Origin of the sequence: Bradyrhizobium sp. S69 (genome assembly GCF_009766005.1) — a bacterium.
Taxonomy (GTDB): Bacteria; Pseudomonadota; Alphaproteobacteria; order Rhizobiales; family Xanthobacteraceae; genus Bradyrhizobium.
The window spans coordinates 90829-109872 of sequence record NZ_LMUK01000029.1; the positions used below are offsets into that span (position 1 = coordinate 90829).

Here is a 19044-nt window from a genome sequence, read left to right on the forward strand (position 1 = left end):
ACATAACGCGATGTCTTGCTGGCGATGCCGGTCAAGATCAGCGCCTGGGGCAAGCGGGCGTTGTCGTAGGCCAACCCGTCCTCGAACCAGACCCAATCGTCCGTTGCCACAGCGTTGAAGATCGAGATCAACCGATCGGCAAGCACGGCGCGCAGGCGGGTCGCGCGGAAATCGTCGGTAACAGCCGCGCAGTAAGCATCGAGCCCGAGCAACACAAACGCCCACGCCCGCGGCGAGCGAAAGCCTTCGGCCGCACCCAGCGCTTCGGAAAACAGCGATGCGGCCCACGAGCGCCGCGACATGTTGGCGTCGGTGAGTGCGCACACGCCGAGCGCCCAAAGCGTTCGCCCGTGGCTGTCCTCTGACCCCTTGTCCTCCAGCCAGCAGCGATTGAAGCCCATGAAATTGCGAAATCGTTGCACATCCGGATTCCAGGCGTGCTGGACGAAGGCGGCAAACCGCGCCGTCAGGACTTCCGGCAGCCGCTGTTCGCCGGGGTTGTTGAGCGCGCAGGCCAGGAGCAGCGCGCGGGCGTTGTCGTCGACGCAATAGCCGTGGGCGCGATCCGGCACGCTGTGAACGGCATGCTGAAACAGTCCGGTGTCGTCGCACATCGACAGGAAATGGCCGAGTTGCATTTCCGGCGGCGCGCGGCTGTCGCGCAGCAGCGTATTGGTGTCCGAGCGCGCAATGGTCTTGAGCCGATGCCGGCGCCCGGCATTCTCAAATACCGACATGTAGCGCTCGGCGGTTCGTTCCCATGTCATGGAGCGGCTGCTCGAATAGGCGCGCTTGCGCATCGCCTGCCGAAGCACGTCGTTGGTCAGGAGCTTTGCGATTTCGATGCCGAGCGCGGCCGCGTCGCCAAAGGGCACCAGAATGCCGCGGCCGTCGGCGAGCAGTTCGCGGGCATGCCAATATGGCGTGGAAACCACCGCCTTGCCGAGCCCGAAACTATAGGCCAGCGTGCCCGACGTCATCTGGGCTTCATTCAGATATGGCGTCACATAAACGTCGGACATCGAGATGAAATCGAGCAGCGTCTTCTGATCGACGAATTGGTCGAGAAACACCACGTGATCCTCGACGCCGGCCTGGCGCGCATGCGCCACCAGGCTCTCACGATAGGCTTCGCCCTGATCGCGTACCAGGTTCGGATGCGTCGCCCCGAGTACGACGTAAACCGCGTCGGGCCGGGTTTTCAAAATCGAGGGCATGGCGTCGATCATGACCTCGATGCCTTTGTTCGGCGACAGCAGGCCGAATGTCAGGATGACAGCACGGTTGACGAAGCCAAACTTGTCCTTGGCCTCGTCGGGCTCGACGAATGCAAACTCCGGGATGCCGTGCGGGATGATTTCGATCTTCTCGTCGGGGACATGATAGACCGACCGCAGCAGCTCCCGGCCCTTTTCAGCCATCACCACGACCTTGGACGATGCCTCGACAATTCGCGCGATGACATCGCGCTGGGCCTTTGTCGGCTCGGACAGGACCGTGTGCAGCGTGGTGACGATCGGGATGGTCAGGCGCGACAGCAGGGTCATGATCTGACCTCCGGCTTCGCCGCCGAAAATGCCGAATTCATGCTGCAGGGAAACCGCCTCGAAGCCGCCGCTGTTGAGGTACTCGGCCGCCCGCACATAATCATCGGGCCGATCGTCGTTGATCTCGATACCGACCGTGGACGGATAATCATAGACTTGGCCGTGATCGGTCATCGCCACGATCACGGTTTCCAGATCGCCCCGCGAGGCCTCAATGGCGCACTGCAGATCGGTGGTAAAGGTCGCGATGCCGCAGCGGCGGGGCAGCGAGTTTCCGATGAACGCGATACGATTTACGACGGCCAATTTGGAGTCTCCGATTGTTCGCGCGCGGCACGCTCTGGGGAAGTCGGCACCAGCGGGGCGGACGAAGAGGCATGTGGGACGCGGCCGGGTCCGGCAGCGCTTCGCTCTCTCAGCAGATCGAGATTTACGGTCGGGCCGGGATAGGCCAGCAACGCCTTCAGTCCGTCCGCACCGGCCTCGATGTCGGCATGATCGGCCTGCAGGAAAACCGCCTCCCCCAACGACAGCGTCGTTGCGCCCAGTTGGGCGTGGCCTTCGATCGCCAGCAGCCAGGTCTCTTTCGGCGCGTCGAGCATCCAAACGGAACCCGGAAGGAGATCAATCCGTTCCAGGGCAAAGTGAGAATTGACGGTGAGGACCGTTCGCGCGCCGCTCAATCGCTCGGCAGGCGCTTGATTTTCGCGAGGCCCGGCCGTCGCCACGGCGACGGCGTTTTCGATGTGCAATTCGCGCTGCCGTCCATAGTCGAACAGCCGGAACGTGGCGTCGCTGTGCTGCTGGATCTCGGCAAGAACGATGCCGGCGCCGATCGCGTGAATGGTTCCGGCGGGGATGAAGAAAACGTCGCCCCGATGGACCGGGTGCCAATGCAGAATGTTGGCGATCGAGCCGTCCGCGATCGCCGTTCGCAGCTCCGTAACCGAGCGCGGATAATTCAGTCCCAGCGCGACCTCTGCGCCAGGAATGGCGGAGAGAATGTACCATGCTTCGGTCTTGCCGCTGGCAAGCCCGATCGAGCGCGCAAACGCATCGTCCGGATGAACCTGAATCGAGAGCGGCTCGGTGGTGAACAGCAGTTTGAGCAGCAGCGCCGTCTCGGGCGCGGCGGGGTCCGGGCGCTCAAACCACAATTCCCCGATCGGGCCGTCCGTCGTCGACGCCTCGCTCCACGGATGCAGATCAACGCTGCCCCACGGCTTCGGCTTGGTTCGCACGATGGCATGTTCGATCGTCAGGACGGTCTCCTTACCTGTGGCGCCAGAGCATGATCCGGAAAAGTGGAAACCGGTTTTCCCTCGGGACAAACGCGAAGCGTTTGCCCGGAGATCATGCTCAAAACAATGAACTAGATTGAACGGAACTGCTGGCCTGCTGCTTGGGCGAGAAGGCAACCATCAGTCTTCGGCTGCCGGTCGACGTCGGCTGAAAGGGATCGCGACCTTCACGTTGCCGCTATGATTGAGTTCAGTGGCACATCCAGGAAATAGACAAACCCCGACGGATCGTAGGTGAGCTGCACGTGGCCATTCAATTGCTGACCGAGCGACTCCATCATGCGGGTGCCGAAGCTACGCCGTGTCGGACGCTGAACGGCAGGCCCGCCTTTTTCGGTCCAGCTCAGGCGCAGCCGCTGTTTCGCATCGTCGATCGTCCAGGAGATCTCGACGCGGCCCGCGGCGGTCGAAAGCGCACCAAATTTGGTGGTATTGGTGCACAGCTCATTGAGCGTCATCGCCAGTGCGATGACGGCGCCGGACGTAATTCTGATATCCGGCCCGTTGAAATGAAATCGCCTGGCCCCCAGGCTGTCATACGGCTCTGTCGCGCCGCTCAGGGTATGGGTGAGACTGGCATTGGACCAACTGATCTGCATCAACAGATCATGGGCGCGTCCCAGCGCCACGAGCCGTCCCTCCATGGCCTGCTGTCCATGCTCGATGCTGGTCGCAGCCCGGAAACTTTGTGAAGCGATGGCGCTGACCGTCGCCAGCGTATTCTTGATGCGATGATGCAGTTCGCCAAGAATAAGCTTCTGCAGCTTGTCGGCGGCCTCGCGTTCTTTGGCATCGATGCCGGCTTGCTTGAGCAGCACCTTGGCGTCGATGCCGGCCTGTTCCAGCAAGACACGGAGGCTGTCGTTTTCAGCTGATAACTCGACCTCGTGGGCCGAACGCGGCAAAGCATCAATCGACGCAGCCGGTTGAATCATCGGCGCTTGAGGAAGGATCCTCAGCGCACCCACCCCTACCATCGCCTGCAATTCAATGACCATTTGCCCAACACCCAACGGCTTGCCGAAGAACCGGCTGTCGGCCGGCCTTTCCGCATCGGACGGTTTCACCTGGCCGGAGACCAGGATGATCTTGATCGCAGGCCAACGGTCATGCACGGCGTGAGCCAACTTCAGGCCGTCCATGCTGCCCGGCATCTGAATATCGGTGAACAGCAGATCGATATCCGAGCGGGATTCCAGAATGGCGAGCGCCTCATCGGCGTTCACGGCTTCAACGGGAGTAAATCCGGCATCTTCCACAATATCGACCGCGCGCATTCGCAGCACCATTTCGTCCTCGACGACAAGAACGTTGGGCACTCCGGTCGATCCTGTTTCTGCTGGCACCCTTAACTCCTTCTTGGCACTCGTCGATCAACGGCGAGGAAATCGACGAGCTTTCAGTCTTTGGCGGTTCGTGCCGGACGGGGGCCGGTCCAGGCGGGGAGCGCGTCCCATTCCGACCATCGCATGCGGCGCTCTTCGTCGCCGACTTTGATAAAAACAAACGGGGCGTCGTCCTGCCCGGTCTTTGATCCCGCGAATGTCGCCGGAAGTCCGTTTGCGTTTCTGATGGTCGCTGTATTTGCCATGTCGTTGACCGCCTGCTTGGTTGAGGCGGGAGCGCAATGCTCTCAGTCACCGGTAACAGCCGAGGGCGGGCGGTGATACCGGATATATAGGAACTTCCCCACCCAATAGCGAGGCGGGGCGTCAGCCATATCCGCTTTAATAGCGGTATCTTTAGGCCGGTATTTCGCTATGATTAGACCCCCTGACGTCCGAAACGACGAGGGGCATCTTCTCATACCCACCTTGGCCAGCCGGTCCCTTTTCGGAAGGGTTTTCGGCGATTGGATGTCGCATGGTTTCAACCGATCATTTCCGGCAAGAGCTTCGATCCCGGTTCGAACTGGCGAACGCGCAAGGTCAGCAAGACCTGACCATCGAGTGTGGCGAGCTTTACCGGTCCGTCAGCAAGCTTCCTGTTTTCGATCCATGGATGATCTTCTGCTGCAACGCGATGCGCGCGGAAATGGCAACCACGGATCGCTTGATCTTCGATGACAGCAAGGCAAGCCTGCTGACGGTGCACTATGCCCTGCCACGACGTCAAAGGCCGCCGCCAAAATCAAATTAGGCCTGTCCCGATGGCTCCTATGATCAGTTTGTCGCTGCTGCTGTTCCAGAACGGGTTGCCAGATCTTCCGGTGGTGCTGATCGAGCCGCATCGAAATCACGGCGGTATCTGGCGCATCAAGTTCAGCTATGAAACCGACCAGCCGCTCTCGATGAGCGCCGAACAGGCATCGTCATTGGCAACCGATCTCCATCAGATCGGCGAAAACGAACTGGCTGATGAGATCGATGACGCGGTCAGAAGTGCGACCCGTTATAGCTCGATGTAGTTGCTGTACGCGTTGTCTCGCGACAAACGCGAAGCGTTTGCGCGGGAAGCATGACCATGAAAACGGCCGCTCGAATATATCGAGCGGCCGTTTTTGATCGATGATGCCTTGCCAAGAATAAATCAGATCACGACGACCTTGGCGCCGACATTGACGCGGCCATAGAGGTCGATCACGTCCTGATTGCGCATCCGGATGCAACCCGACGAGACGTTGGTGCCGATGGTCCAGGGCTCGTTGGAGCCGTGGATACGATAGAGCGTCGACCCCAGATACATCGCGCGTGCGCCGAGCGGGTTTTGCGGGCCGCCTTCCATGTGCCGCGGCAGATCGGGACGGCGCTGAAGCATTTCAGCCGGCGGCGTCCAATCCGGCCATTCCTTCTTCGCGGAAACCGTCTTGACGCCGGACCAGGTGAAGCCCGGCTTGCCGACGCCGATGCCGTAGCGCAGCGCCTTGCCGTTGCCCTGCACCAGATAGAGGAACTTGTTCGGCGTATCGACCACCAACGTGCCGGCGTTTTCCTTGCCGCCGTAATCGACCATCTGCTTTTCGAATTTCGGATCGAACGGACGCTGCGTCGGATCCGAGGCCTCTTGCTGCGGCTCCGCCTGCTGCATGTCGGACTGCGGCAGCAGCGGACGCCGCGCGTCGTAGGACGGCTGCTGCTGATAGACCGGTTGCTGCTGGTAGGAAGGCTGCTGCGGGTAGCGGCCGCCTTGCGCCTGCTGGTCACCGAATATGAATTCGATGAAGCCACCACCCATGTTGGAGGCCGTGCGCATGCGAGCCGGTGGCGCCGCCTGATTGCCGTAGATCACCGTGGGTTCGGGAAGCGCCGCATCGATCGCGGCGGCTTGATGGGTTCCGGCAACGAAGGAAGACGCGCCGGCGAGGAACGCAAGGGTCATTTTTCTGAACATCGACGTACTCTGCACTGTTTCGTCTATGATGAGTTCTTGAGGGCGCCTGGACGACGCCCGCCGCATGCGATCAATACAAATCAAAACCTAATCGGTTTGGTAAACAAAAACGGCGTTTCGATTCACCACGTCGCCAATCCCGCGCCGTTTCATGCCGTAGCGTTTATTTTCGATGAACGCGCGGCAAGCATGGTTAACCGTTGGTATGCGCCGATCGCACCGCGCCTGATGGAAGGTTCCGGCGTGAACTTGCTGTTAAATCGCATCTGCTTAAACATGATCAGCGCAGTCCAGGAATATCCCCATGCCGATTCATCGCAGACGTTTTCGTATCGAAGAAGCAGTTGCCGGCGACATGCCGATTGCCTCGGTCGCCGATGGCGATGTCGGCCCGATGCACCAGGAGATCATGAATGAGCTGCGCGCGATCCGCAGCCAGATGGCCGCCCCGAGCGGCGTCGCACTGGAGATCGGGGCGTCGGTCGAACGCGAAGCCGCCGATACCCACGCGATGCTCGAGACCTATCGGGCCCAGATCGAGCAATGCGAGAAACTCAAGGTCGAACTCGATTTGATTTACGACGCCATCAACCGCACCAAGCGGGAAATCGCGGTGCTGCACGGCAAGAGCTTCAGCGGCGAGGAAATGGCCAAGGTCAATGGCGAGCTCGGCGCCGTAGTCGGCGGCACCGAGGAGGCCACCCAGCAAATTCTGGAAGCCGCCGAAGCGATCGACCAGTCCGCCAGCGCGCTGATGAAGGTGAATTCGCCCGATCAGCAGAAGCTGCTCAGCGAGGAAATCCAGGAGCGCGTGGTTTCGATTTTCGAGGCCTGTAATTTCCAGGACCTCACCGGCCAGCGCATCAAGAAGGTGATGACCACGATGAAATTCATCGAAAATCACATCACCGTCATGATGGACATCTGGGGCGGCGTCGACGCGATCAAGGCCCATGCCCCGCCGGTCGTCGATACCCGCGAAGGCGACGACAAGCTCCTGAACGGCCCCAAGCTCGACGGCGACGTCGGCCACGCCTCGCAGGACGACATCGACGCGCTGTTCGATTAAGTTCGCGCGCTTTATCGCAAACGCGACAACGCCGGCCTAGCGCCGGCGTTTTCCGTTTCGCCACGCGGCAGCTGGAAACCCTTAACCAGCCCGAACACGGCGGGAATCACCACCAGCGTCAGCAGCGTCGATGAGATCATGCCGCCGATCATCGGCACCGCGATGCGCTGCATGATTTCGGAGCCGGTGCCGGTGCTCCACATGATCGGCAGCAAGCCGGCCACGATCGCAAAAACTGTCATCATTTTGGGCCGCACCCGTTCGACGGCGCCTTCCATGATCGCGTCGTACAGATCCTGGCGGGTCAAGCGACGGCCTTCGGCGTCACACCGCGCCTGCACTTCCGCCAAAGCCTGATTGAGATAGATCAGCATCACGATGCCGGTTTCGGCCGCGACCCCCGCAAGCGCGATGAAACCCACGACCACGGCCACCGACAGGTTGAAACCGAGCCACCACATCAGCCACAGGCCGCCGACCAGCGCGAACGGCAGCGACAGCATCACGATCAGGGTTTCCGTCAGCGAGCGGAAATTCAGGAACAGCAGCAGGAAAATGATCGCCAGCGTGACCGGCACGACGATCTTGAGGCGGGCGGTCGCGCGCTCGAGATATTCGAATTGCCCGCTCCAGAGCACGTAGGCGCCCGGCGGAAACTGGATGCTGGCCTTGACCGCCTGCTGGGCGTCGGCGACGTAGCTTCCGACGTCGCGGTCGCGGATATCGACATAGACATAGCTCGCGAGTTGTCCGTTCTCGGTGCGGATGGTCGTCGGCCCGCGCGCAAGCGAGATTTTGGCGACTTCCCCCAGCGGCACGGCGCCACCGCCCGGCATCGGAACCAGCACATCGTGGCTGATGGACTCGGGGTCGCCCCGCAGGTCGCGCGGGTAGCGCATATTGACGCTGAAGCGCTGACGTCCCTCGACGGTCGTGGTGACCGTTTGTCCGCCCATCGCGGTGGCGACGACGTCCTGGACGTCCTGCACCATGATGCCATAGCGCGCCAACGCGTCGCGATCGGGTGTCACGTCGAGGTAATAGCCGCCGATGCCGCGCTCGGCATAGGCTGACGAGGTGCCGGGAACGGCCTTGAGGACCTGCTCGATCTGTTTGGCCAGCGTGTCGATCTGGACCAGGTCGGTGCCGATCACCTTGACCCCGATCGGGGTCCGGATTCCGGTCGACAGCATGTCGATGCGGGCCTTGATCGGCTGGGTCCAGGCATTCGAGACCCCCGGGAATTGCAGCGCCCGATCCATCTCCGCGGTCAGACTGTCCAGCGTCAAGCCCGGCCGCCATTGTTCCCTGGGCTTCAGGTTGATGACCGTCTCGAACATCTCCGACGGCGCCGGATCGGTGGCGGTCTCGGCGCGCCCGGCCTTGCCATACACGGATGCGACTTCCGGAAAGCTGCGGATGATCCTGTCCTGGGTCTGCAACAGTTCGCCGGCTTTCGTCGTCGAGATACCCGGCAGCGTCGTCGGCATATAGAGCAGCGTGCCTTCGTTCAGATTGGGCATGAATTCAGTGCCGAGCTGGCGCGCCGGCCATACGGTCACCGCGAGCACGGCCAATGCGACCAGGATCACCGCTATCTTTGCGCGCATCACCGCCTTGATCACCGGCCGGTAAATCCAGATCAGAAAGCGGTTGATCGGATTGCGATGCTCCGGAATGATCTTTCCGCGCACGAAAACCACCATCAGGGCCGGCACCAGCGTGACGGACAGCAACGCTGCCGCCGCCATCGAGAACGTCTTGGTGAAGGCCAGCGGACCGAACAGCCGGCCTTCCTGGGATTCCAGCGTGAAGATCGGCAGGAACGACACGGTGATGATCAGCAGGCTGAAGAACAGCGCCGGTCCCACCTGTGCCGCGGCCTCGATCAGCACGTCAACCCGTGACCGCCCCGGCGCGGCTCGCTCAAGATGCTTATGCGCGTTCTCGATCATGACGATCGCCGCATCGACCATGGCGCCGATCGCGATCGCGATGCCGCCGAGGCTCATGATGTTGGACCCCAAGCCGAGCAGTTTCATGGCGCCGAACGCCATCAGGACGCCGACGGGCAGCATCAGGATGGCAACCAAAGCGCTGCGCACGTGCAACAGGAAGATGATGCAGACCAGGGCGACGATCGCGCTTTCCTCGAACAGGGTGTGCTTGAGGGTGTCGATGGCGGCGTTGATCAGGTTGGAGCGGTCATAGACCGGGACGATCTCGACCGATTTCGGCAGGCTGCCGGCGATTTCCGTGATCCGCTTCTTGACGTTCTCGATCACATCCAGCGCATTGACGCCGAAGCGTTGCAGGATGATGCCACTGGCAACTTCACCTTCGCCGTTCAACTCGGTGATGCCGCGGCGCTCGTCGGGGCCGAGTTCGACTCGCGCTACGTCCCGCAGCAGCACGGGCGTGCCGTTGCTGGTCTTGAGCACGATATTGCCGAGATCATTGATGCTTTTGATATAGCCCTTGCCGCGAATGACATATTCGAACTCGGAAAGCTCGACGGTGCGGCCGCCGACATCGGCGTTGCTGGCCCGGATCGCATCGCGCATCTTTTGCATGGTGATGCCGAGATCGCGCATCCGCTGCGGATCGAGGATGACGTTGTACTGCCGCACGAAGCCGCCGACGCTGGCCACCTCGGCGACCCCCTCGGCCTTGGCGAGGGCAAATTTCAGGCTCCAGTCCTGAATGCTGCGGGTGTCGGAAAGGTTCAGCTCCCGAGACATGACGGCGTATTGATAGACCCAGCCAACACCGGTCGCATCCGGACCCATGGTCGGCGTCACGCCGGCCGGCAGCCGCGAGGCCGCATTATTGAGAAACTCCAGTACCCGCGACCGCGCCCAATAGATGTCGGTGCCGTCTTCGAAGATCACATAGACAAAGGACACGCCGAAGAACGAGAACCCGCGCACCACCTTCGAGCGCGGCACGGTCAGCATCGCCGTCGTCAAGGGATAGGTGACCTGGTCCTCGATGACCTGGGGGGCCTGACCGGGATATTCGGTGTAGACGATGACTTGAGTATCGGAGAGATCGGGAATCGCATCCAGCGGCAAATGCGCGACGGCGTAGATCCCCGCGGCGACGACAAAACCGGCGCCGAAAAACACCAGCAGAAGATTGCGGGCCGACCAGGCGATCAGGCGGACGATCATGGCTTTGCTCCGTCGGCAAAACCCTTCAGCGCCGCATTGAGGTTGCTTTCGGCGTCGATCAGGAAGTTGGCCGCAATCACCACCGGCTCGCCCTCGGCGAGGCCCTGCCGCACTTCGACATATCCACCGCCGCGATTGCCGATCTTGACCTCGCGCGGCTCGTAGCGGCCCGCGCCCTTGTCGACGAACACCGCTTGCCGGCTGCCGCTATCCATCACGGCGCTGTCCGGAATGGACAGCACCGCGTCGGGACTTCCGGTATTGATCTCGGCATCGACATACATCCCGTGCAGCAGCGCGTAATCGGGATTTGGCAGGTCGATGCGAACGCGGGCCGTCCGCGTATCCTTGTTGATCTCGGGGTAGATCACGCTGATTTTTCCGGAAAATGTCCGCCCCGGAAAGCTCTTGGCGCGCATGGTCACCTCTTGGCCTTCCGCGACCGCGCCCAGATCGCGTTCCGCGACGTCCACCAGCGCCCAGACAACGGAATGATCGGCGATCCGGAACAGCGCTTCGCCGGGTTGCGCCCGCATGCCTTCGACGGCATTGCGTTCGAGAACGACGCCGTCGCGCGGCGAGGACCATGCGATGCCGAGCGGAACCTCATGGTTCTTTTCCATCGCGGCGATCACCGCGTCCGGGACGTCGAGATTCAGCAATCGTTGCCTCGAGCCGCGTCCGTAGGACGGGTTGGCTGCCGACGGCGAGGCCATCGTCGAGATATATTCCGCCGACGCCGACGAAATGGCGGGGCTATAGACTTCCATCAGCGGCTGGCCCTTGGTGACGTGGGTTCCGACCGTCACGTTGGCGACCTTCTGGACAAAGCTTTCGGACCGCATGGTGATGACGGAAATGCGCCGCTCATCGAGGGCGATGGTGCCGGGCGCGCGGATGATCGTAGCCAGGACGCGTTTGGCCGCCGGTTCCGAGCGCACGCCGGTGCGCTGGATTTTCCCCGCGGAGATTTTGACCGAGCCGTCGTCGCTGTCGTCGCCCTCGAACACCGGGATGTAGTCCATCCCCATCTGGTCCTTCTTCGGCACCGATGAGGTGTCCGGCAGGCCCATCGGATTGCGGTAGAACTTGATCTTGCGATCCGCCGACGCGCGCGCAGCGTTCGCCGTTGCCTCGAAACCGACATCGGCATTGGCGCGGACGGCGCGATAGTCGCGACCATCCGAGGTCTTTTTCGGCGTCAGCGAGTAGGACGGTCGGCCATCCGGGTCCTGATAATAGATCACCCCGCCGCCGCTTTGCGCCGCGGCGGCAGTGATCGCTGTGATGGCTCCGACGTCAGCCAGTCGCAGGCCGTGAGGGGCCACGACATAGCCGCCGACCACCGCTGCGACAATCGCAGCGGCGGCGGCACCCGTGATGACCGGTTTCACTTGTCGGCCTGGATGACGAGTTTATTTTCCACCGTGCCGGTTTCACCCTGCACTTTGGCGTCGAGCGATAGCTGCCAGTGGCCGGCCATGCTGACATTGGCCTTGAAGCGGTAGGTGCCGGGCTCCGCGCCGGAGATCGGCGTCAATGGGGTGGCCATTTCCTGCATCCCGTCCGGCGTCATATCGAGACGGCTGGCGAAGATGACGGCGTCGGCGACCGGCTTGCCGGTGGCCTTGTTGACGAGCCGCACGGCAATGGTCTTGTCCGGCCCGGCTTTAATGGTCTGATCGACGAGCCGAAACTCGTAATCTCTGATATCGGCGCGAGCGAGGGTGGAAAAACCGATTACGGCAACGCCGATCAGCGCCGCCTTGACGGCGCGCGAGCTCAAGAAGGGTGTCATGTGATATCCTCGATGGATGTTGGTCGACCGCAAAGCGCGGCATGCGTCTTCCCCGCGCCGGTGACGGCGCGGTTGCATTCTCGGCGGGGTTAGGCCGAGCGGACCAAGGATCGAGGGGGACGAGGTGGTGGAGAGTGCCCCAGGCTTTCCATCTTGGGATCGCTGAGGGGGATGACGGTACGCATTGTCGACGGAACGATCTCCGCAAAGACGTACGACGGCAGAGCTTGCAGCGTCTGGCTCATGCAGAGCGCCATCAATGCGCACTTGTCGCAATCGGCTGGCGCTTGCTTGTCCGGACAACACGGCATGTCGCCGGTCATGTCCATGGCGCTAGTCATGTCCATGGCGCCGCTCATGTTCATCTCGCCCGTCATGCTCATGGCACGCGCGCTGCCATCCGCCGCGACCGCCAAACGCGCGGAAAGCGGGGCGGTAAACAGGCCAGCTATCAAAAAGACCGCGAGAATCCGCGACAGCATGATCGATCGTTTCACGAGTCCGGAGGTATCATGGCCGGAACGCCCTGAAAAGACGCCCGCGATGACAGTTACGTTAGCGCTCGTACCTGAGGAGTCGGCAGTCTTTTACCAGCTCACGCCCGCGGGGCGCAGCGGACATAGACCATGTTGCCGTAACGGGTCGCCGCATCCTTGTCGATGAAACGCGTCACCATGACGCGTCCGTCAAACGACACGATCTCGCGGTCCTGCGGGCCGGCGGCGGGCCCGGTCGGCCCGATGTAATTCTTGCCGCTCGGGCTGCCCTTCAGGTCGAGCTCCTGCGGCGTCGCCTGATCGGCCAGATGCATGACGACGCCGCCATGGGTGCCGGCGCCGATCACGTAAGGCTGCTTGCATTGTCCCTTGGCCGCGTTCTCGGTGCGGGCCCGGTCCTTGGGGTCCTGGAATGAGGCGAGACCCCAGCGGCCGACGATCTCGTCGGCGCGGATCGAGGCCGGCATCGCCCGCTCCAGGGCCGGCTCCGGAGGGGGCGAAGACGACGTCAGGCTCATGCTGCTGCATGCGCCGAGCAACACCGTCAGCGCACAGACCGCCCCCAGATTGGCGACCGTTCGCGCGTTAAGTGACCTGACCATGGCATCCCCCGCATTAAATTGGTGGCCGCACCTATCCCGCAGCCAAGCGTAAAATTGCTGTCCCAGCAATGACGTCCAGCAAATTACGCTGGCGCCCCGATTTGGTTTCCCCCAGAGCATCCTATATCGGCCTCACCAAGGGCTTAACCGCCTTGCTTGACAGGATTGGCGTCACACCATATTCCCGGCGCACAATTAGCACTCCAAGAGCCCGATTGCTAAGGGAGATATATGAACGGATCCGGCGTCGTCGGGACGTCGGATATGTCCCGTATGCCAAGCCGCTTTCGATGGCAAACCCGAAAAGCAAAACCGAACCTCCAAAAGGAACCGTGATGGCTAAAACCAAATTTCGTCCGCTGCATGACCGTGTTGTGGTCAAGCGTATCGACGCCGAGGAAAAGACCAAGGGCGGCATCATCATTCCCGATAGCGCCAAGGAAAAGCCCTCGCAGGGCGAAATCACCGCCGTTGGCCCGGGTGGCCGCGACGAAGCCGGCAAGCTGATCCCGATCGACCTCAAGGTCGGCGACCGCGTGCTGTTCGGCAAATGGTCGGGCACCGAGATCAAGCTCGACGGCGAGGAGCTCCTGATCATGAAGGAATCCGACATCATGGGCGTGCTCGCTTAAGCCCGCACGTTTTCCTTACCCGCGATCCTCACCCTGAGGAGGCAGCGCAGCTGCCGTCTCGAAGGGTCCAGGAGTTCATCCGAGTTCATCCAGCCATCCTTCGAGACGCGGGCAAGCGCCCGCTCCTCAGGATGAGGCTTTTTCCAGGAGCATCCAAAAATGTCAGCCAAGGACGTTAAATTTGCCGGAGACGCGCGTGATCGCATGTTGCGTGGCGTCGATATTCTCGCCAATGCCGTGAAGGTGACGCTCGGTCCGAAGGGCCGCAATGTCCTGATCGAAAAGAGTTTCGGCGCACCCCGCATCACCAAGGACGGCGTCACCGTCGCCAAGGAGATCGAACTCGAGGACAAGTTCGAGAACATGGGCGCGCAGATGCTGCGCGAGGTCGCCTCCAAGACCAACGACACCGCCGGTGACGGCACCACCACCGCGACCGTGCTCGCCCAGGCGATCGTGCGCGAAGGCGCCAAATCGGTCGCCGCCGGCATGAACCCGATGGACCTCAAGCGCGGCATCAATATTGCGGTAACCGCCGTGGTCAAGGACATCGAGAAGCGCGCCAAGCCGGTCGCCTCGTCGTCCGAGATCGCCCAGATCGGCACCATCTCGTCCAATGGCGACGCCGCCATCGGCAAGATGATCGCCCAGGCGATGCAGAAGGTCGGCAACGAAGGCGTCATCACGGTCGAGGAGAACAAGGCGCTCGAAACCGAAGTCGACATCGTCGAGGGCATGAAGTTCGACCGCGGCTATCTCTCGCCCTATTTCGTCACCAACGCCGAGAAGATGACCGCCGAGCTCGAGGACGTCTACGTGCTGTTGCACGAGAAGAAGCTGTCCGGCCTGCAGGCGATGCTGCCGGTGCTGGAAGCGGTGGTTCAGTCCGGCAAGCCACTTTTGATCATCGCCGAAGACATCGAGGGCGAGGCGCTGGCGACCCTGGTGGTCAACCGCCTGCGTGGCGGCCTCAAGGTCGCCGCCGTCAAGGCGCCGGGCTTCGGCGATCGCCGCAAGGCGATGCTGGAAGACATCGCGATCCTGACCGGCGGTCAGCTGATCTCCGATGAGCTCGGCATGAAGCTCGAAAGCGTCACCGTCAACATGCTGGGACGCGCGGGCAAGGTGGTGATCGACAAGGAGAACACCACGATCGTCAAGGGCGCCGGCAAGAAAAAGGACATCGAATCCCGCGTCACGCAGATCAAGGCGCAGATCGAGGAGACCACCTCGGACTACGACCGCGAGAAGCTTCAAGAGCGGCTGGCCAAGCTCGCCGGCGGCGTCGCGGTGATCCGCGTCGGCGGCGCGACCGAGGTCGAGGTCAAGGAGAAGAAGGATCGCGTCGAGGACGCCCTCAACGCGACCCGCGCAGCCGTTCAGGAAGGCATCGTGCCGGGCGGCGGCGTCGCCCTGCTGCGCGCCAAGAAGGCGGTCGGCCGTATCTCCAACGACAACCCCGATGTCCAGGCCGGCATCAACATCGTGCTGAAGGCGCTGGAAGCCCCGATCCGTCAGATCGCGGAAAACGCCGGTGTCGAGGGCTCGATCGTGGTCGGCAAGATCCTCGAGAACAAGTCCGAAACCTTCGGCTTCGACGCACAGACCGAAGAATATGTCGACATGGTCGCCAAGGGCATCATCGACCCCGCCAAGGTGGTCCGCACCGCCTTGCAGGACGCCTCCTCGGTGGCCGGCCTGCTGGTGACGACCGAAGCCATGGTCGCCGAACTGCCCAGGGAACCGGCGCCGGCAATGCCGGGCGGCGGTGGCGGCGGCATGGGTGGAATGGGCGGCATGGGCTTCTGAGCCCCGGCCCCTACGGCTTTAGCCAATCGACCAGAAGGCCGCCTCCGGGCGGCCTTCTTTTTTGAATGATATAGGGGTTTGCACCTGAGGGATTCGGCCGGTATCGAGAACACGCCACAACGGCAGCCCGAATCCGCCCTTCGAGGAACCTGATATGCGCGCGCTCCTGCTCTGCCTGGTCGGGCTGATGACAGCCTCTTCGGATGTTGCTTTCGCCGACATGAAGCTTTCGACCAAGCCGGCCGCCGGCGGCAACGAAACCAGGTATTTCACCGCGATGGACGGCTTGATGGACGGCAATGCCGACGTCGTGCTGAAGGAAACCCGCCAGGGCAAGAGCGTCACCGCAGCGGTGCTCGACGTCTGCTATCCCACAGCCAAAGGCTCCGATCGCAAGGACCGCTTCGTCGCCAACCTCGCGGTGAACGGCCAGACCCTGACCGGCGCCACCCAGAGCTTGAACGACAAAGCGCCGGTGACGGTGAAGCTGGTGCGCAAGCCGACCGGGGACACCTTCGAATTCAAGGGCCAGATCAGCATCGGCCAGGCCGTGACCGAGGTCGCCTCATCGGACAATTCCGACCTCAGCGAAAAGGAATTCCTCGACAATCAATCGAGCGATGACGGCATCACGCCGGCGCCAAAGGACTTTACCGAAGTATCTCCGGAATCGGTCGGGGTACGGGTGAAGCTGGACGCCGCGGCGGATTTCCTGAAAAGCCTGAAAGGGCAGGATCTCGAGGTATCGCTGAGCGGCCTTGCCGTGACCTGCGACGCGCTGCGCGCCGGCGAGCAAACCGTCAGTCTCTCGGTCGATCCGGATCGCGCCGCGGCCTTGATCGCGAAGTCCAAATCGGCGCCCGGCGTGGTCGCCGCCGGTTGGACCTCCGGGATCGTGGAAATGGACCGTACCATCCGGATCGCGGCGGCGGACTGGCGCGACGGCGACAAGCTCAACCGGGACAAGCTCGCCACCGCGGTCGCCAACGTGCTGGCGAAAACACTGGCGGCAAAAGCCGCTTCGTCCGCATGGAACGCCCATACCGGCAAGCTGAAACTGACCTTCAAGCGCCCGAGCCAGACATTGCCGGCGCTCGACCTCACCGAGACCCTCGAAGTCAGCGCCTTGGTGTCGCCGGACAAGCCCAGCGGGTCCGACCATCTCATGCTGTGGGTCAGCACCCCGACCATCACGACGGCCGATGAAGGCAGCAGCCCCAAGCTCAATCTGGTCGATGAGTCCGGCAATGACGAGGAAGCCGACGTCAAGGACGACAGCGGCTCAGTCGACGCGCTGGCGAAGGAATTCAGGGGTCAGCGCTGGGACGCGGACAAATCGGCCTGGAAATAGTCGAGAAACCGCCGGTCAGATTCGACAGTTTCTGGCCCCCCTCCCTCCGGCGCACTTGTTCCATGCAATCGTGCATTTGACATGCTGCATCGCAGCGGCGATGAACAAGCCATATCCGACTAAAGGCTTGCAAGGTTTCGCATTTAATGGCGCGCTATGACGTAGTGGTGATCGGCGCCGGCCTGGGAGGCTTAACCGCCGGCGCGATCCTGGCACGCGAAGGCCGCAAGGTCCTGATCATCGAACGCAGCAATTCGGTGGGCGGCGCGGCGTCGAGCTACAAATCCGGCGATTTGTTCGTCGAGGGGTCACTGCACGAGACCAGCGATCCGCATGATCCGCGTGACCCGAAACACGACGCGCTGACCCGCGCCGGCGTCATCGACGCGGTCAAATGGATTCCGTCCGACGCACTTTACCAGGTGCGCGGCGGCCCGCTCGCGCAGCCGTTCGTGATGCCGGACAATTTCGCGGCTGCCCGGCGCGCGCTGACCGAACGCTTCCCGGAAGCCCGCGCCGGAATCTATCAACTGCTCGCCGAGATGGAACATATCGCCGCCAACGCGGGCACGCTGGCGAAGGCCGCCGGCGCGTCGCGCAACGCCCGTGAAAATGTCGGCGCGCTCTTGAAGCTGGTTCCCGCGATCGGCGACTGGAAGATGTCGCTGTCGCAAAAGCTCGATTCCGTCTTCGGCGATCATGAAGCAGTCAAATGTGCGATCGCGGCTAACCTGTCTTATTTTCACGATGATCCGGCCACGCTGTGGTGGGTGTTCTTTGCGATGGCGCAGGGAAGCTATCTGCAAAGCGGCGGGCGCTACGTCCAAGGCGGCTCGCAGCGGCTCTCCAGCGCGTTGGCTCGCGCCATCCGGGTCGCCGGCGGCGAGGTGCTGGTGCGCCGTATCGTCACTTCCGTTGCGATGGATGCGCAGGGTCGTGTTTCCAGCGTCACCCATACCGCGCGCGACGGCAGCGATCCGAAGACGGTCGAGGGCCTGCGCGTGATCGGCAACGCCGCGCCCGAGACGCTGGCGGCCCTGATGCCGGCCTCGGCCGCGGAACAGCTCAAGGCAAGCTACGCGCAGCAGGCCCCGTCCGCCTCGTTGTTCGCGCTGACGCTTGGCCTGGCCAAGCCGCCGCGCGAGTTCGGCATCGAATTCTATTCCACGCAAATTCTGCCGCGCGACATGATGCGGCTGTCCGACTACGCCAAGGGCGCGACGCGCATGGCGGACGAGCCCGGCGAACTGATGCCGCCGATGTCGGTGGTCGACTACGCCGCGATCGATTCCGGCGTGCCGACCCCGCCATTTGTGCTCTCGGTGCTGGGACCGGACCATCTGTCGAACTGGGACAGCTCCGACATGGACGCCTATCGCGCCAAACGCGGCCGCTGGCAGCAGGCGATCGTGGGCTACCTCGATCGGATGTATCCCGGCCTTGCAGGCGCGGTCGTCGCCTCGTCGTTCAACAGCGCCTTGTCGGTCCGGCAATATCTCAACGCGCCGCACGGCGCGGTCTACGGCTTCGCGCCGTCGCCGCAGCGCGCGACGCAGCGTATCCCGCGACGCTCGCCGCGCACCGTAGTGCCGGGGCTCTATCTGGCGTCGGCCTATGCGGGTTTTGGCGGCTATTCCGGCGTCGTACAATCCGCCGCCGTCTGCGCCGACATGATTTTGGGCGAGGGATAGGCAGGTCGTCCCTGCGTTCAAGCCTGTGAAGCTATCTCTGCCGTCATCCTGAGGAGCGGCCACTTGGCCGCGTCTCGAAGGATGGTGTTCAGCGTTGTGCGTGTGGCCATCCTTCGAGGCTCGCCAACGACGCGAATGCGTCGTCGGCTTCGCACCTCAGAGCGGGAGAATCTTTCGGCCACGAGCATTTGCCAGGGCGGTTGGGGTGTGATTCGATTGCCCTGAGCGCGAAGCAGGGGCTGGC

General features: G+C 62.5%; 16 protein-coding genes. 7 read left to right on the plus strand and 9 right to left on the minus strand.

Annotation, left to right across the window (positions count from 1 at the left end; all coding sequences use genetic code 11):
* The 3 genes from GSQ88_RS12455 to GSQ88_RS12465 all read right to left on the minus strand — a co-directional run.
* On the minus strand, positions 1–1853 hold a 1853-nt coding region (locus GSQ88_RS12455; RefSeq protein WP_246735248.1), incomplete at its 3' end, for a glycosyltransferase family 4 protein.
* On the minus strand, positions 1841–2788 hold the full coding sequence (locus GSQ88_RS12460) for a class I mannose-6-phosphate isomerase (protein WP_246735250.1): 948 nt from the start codon (positions 2786–2788) through the stop codon (positions 1841–1843). The genes GSQ88_RS12460 and GSQ88_RS12455, both read right to left, overlap by 13 nt.
* 227 nt (positions 2789–3015) lie before the next feature.
* The gene (locus GSQ88_RS12465) at positions 3016–4137 is read right to left on the minus strand and encodes a sensor histidine kinase (protein WP_502706726.1); all 1122 of its coding nucleotides are present in this window, start codon (positions 4135–4137) and stop codon (positions 3016–3018) included.
* A 574-nt stretch (positions 4138–4711) separates the two neighbouring features.
* Here GSQ88_RS12465 and GSQ88_RS12470 point away from each other — a divergent pair.
* Positions 4712–4987 (plus strand): hypothetical protein, encoded by a 276-nt coding sequence (locus GSQ88_RS12470; protein ID WP_159008049.1) that lies wholly within the window; start codon positions 4712–4714, stop codon positions 4985–4987.
* 19 nt (positions 4988–5006) lie between these two features.
* On the plus strand, positions 5007–5255 hold the full coding sequence (locus GSQ88_RS12475; protein ID WP_159008050.1) for a hypothetical protein: 249 nt from the start codon (positions 5007–5009) through the stop codon (positions 5253–5255).
* A gap of 122 nt (positions 5256–5377) precedes the next feature.
* On the opposite strand, the gene GSQ88_RS12480 is transcribed toward GSQ88_RS12475, so the two are convergent.
* A complete protein-coding gene (locus tag GSQ88_RS12480) occupies positions 5378–6178 on the minus strand; it encodes a L,D-transpeptidase (RefSeq protein ID WP_159008051.1) in 801 nt (266 codons plus the stop codon).
* Positions 6179–6482: 304 nt separating this feature from the next.
* Here GSQ88_RS12480 and GSQ88_RS12485 point away from each other — a divergent pair, with 304 nt between their 5' ends.
* Positions 6483–7247 carry a protein phosphatase CheZ gene (locus GSQ88_RS12485; protein WP_159008052.1) on the plus strand — a complete coding sequence of 255 codons (765 nt, stop codon included), beginning with the start codon at positions 6483–6485 and terminating at the stop codon, positions 7245–7247.
* 11 nt (positions 7248–7258) lie between these two features.
* On the opposite strand, the gene GSQ88_RS12490 is transcribed toward GSQ88_RS12485, so the two are convergent.
* From GSQ88_RS12490 to GSQ88_RS12510, 5 genes are all read right to left on the minus strand, one after another.
* Positions 7259–10420 carry an efflux RND transporter permease subunit gene (locus tag GSQ88_RS12490; RefSeq protein WP_159008053.1) on the minus strand — a complete coding sequence of 1054 codons (3162 nt, stop codon included), beginning with the start codon at positions 10418–10420 and terminating at the stop codon, positions 7259–7261.
* Positions 10417–11814 (minus strand): efflux RND transporter periplasmic adaptor subunit, encoded by a 1398-nt coding sequence (locus tag GSQ88_RS12495; protein WP_246735251.1) that lies wholly within the window; start codon positions 11812–11814, stop codon positions 10417–10419. Before GSQ88_RS12495 ends, GSQ88_RS12490 begins: the two co-directional genes overlap by 4 nt.
* On the minus strand, positions 11811–12218 hold the full coding sequence (locus GSQ88_RS12500; RefSeq protein ID WP_159008054.1) for a FixH family protein: 408 nt from the start codon (positions 12216–12218) through the stop codon (positions 11811–11813). Before GSQ88_RS12500 ends, GSQ88_RS12495 begins: the two co-directional genes overlap by 4 nt.
* Positions 12219–12307: 89 nt before the next feature.
* Positions 12308–12700, minus strand: coding sequence for a hypothetical protein (locus GSQ88_RS12505; protein ID WP_210253793.1), 393 nt, complete (start codon positions 12698–12700; stop codon positions 12308–12310).
* 113 nt (positions 12701–12813) lie between these two features.
* Entirely contained in the window at positions 12814–13317 is a 504-nt protein-coding gene (locus GSQ88_RS12510) for a hypothetical protein (RefSeq protein WP_174247993.1), read from the minus strand.
* Positions 13318–13652: 335 nt separating this feature from the next.
* On the opposite strand from GSQ88_RS12510, the gene GSQ88_RS12515 reads away from it, so the two are divergent.
* The 4 genes from GSQ88_RS12515 (at position 13653) to GSQ88_RS12530 (ending at position 18800) form a co-directional block, all read left to right on the plus strand.
* The gene (locus GSQ88_RS12515; RefSeq protein ID WP_159008056.1) at positions 13653–13949 is read left to right on the plus strand and encodes a co-chaperone GroES; all 297 of its coding nucleotides are present in this window, start codon (positions 13653–13655) and stop codon (positions 13947–13949) included.
* 159 nt (positions 13950–14108) lie between these two features.
* Positions 14109–15758, plus strand: a complete 1650-nt coding sequence (gene groL / locus GSQ88_RS12520) for a chaperonin GroEL (RefSeq protein ID WP_159008057.1) — start codon at positions 14109–14111, stop codon at positions 15756–15758.
* A 154-nt stretch (positions 15759–15912) separates the two neighbouring features.
* Entirely contained in the window at positions 15913–17109 is a 1197-nt protein-coding gene (locus GSQ88_RS12525) for a hypothetical protein (protein WP_159008058.1), read from the plus strand.
* A 146-nt stretch (positions 17110–17255) separates the two neighbouring features.
* Positions 17256–18800 carry a phytoene desaturase family protein gene (locus GSQ88_RS12530; protein ID WP_159008059.1) on the plus strand — a complete coding sequence of 515 codons (1545 nt, stop codon included), beginning with the start codon at positions 17256–17258 and terminating at the stop codon, positions 18798–18800.
* The last annotated feature ends 244 nt before the right edge of the window (positions 18801–19044 follow it).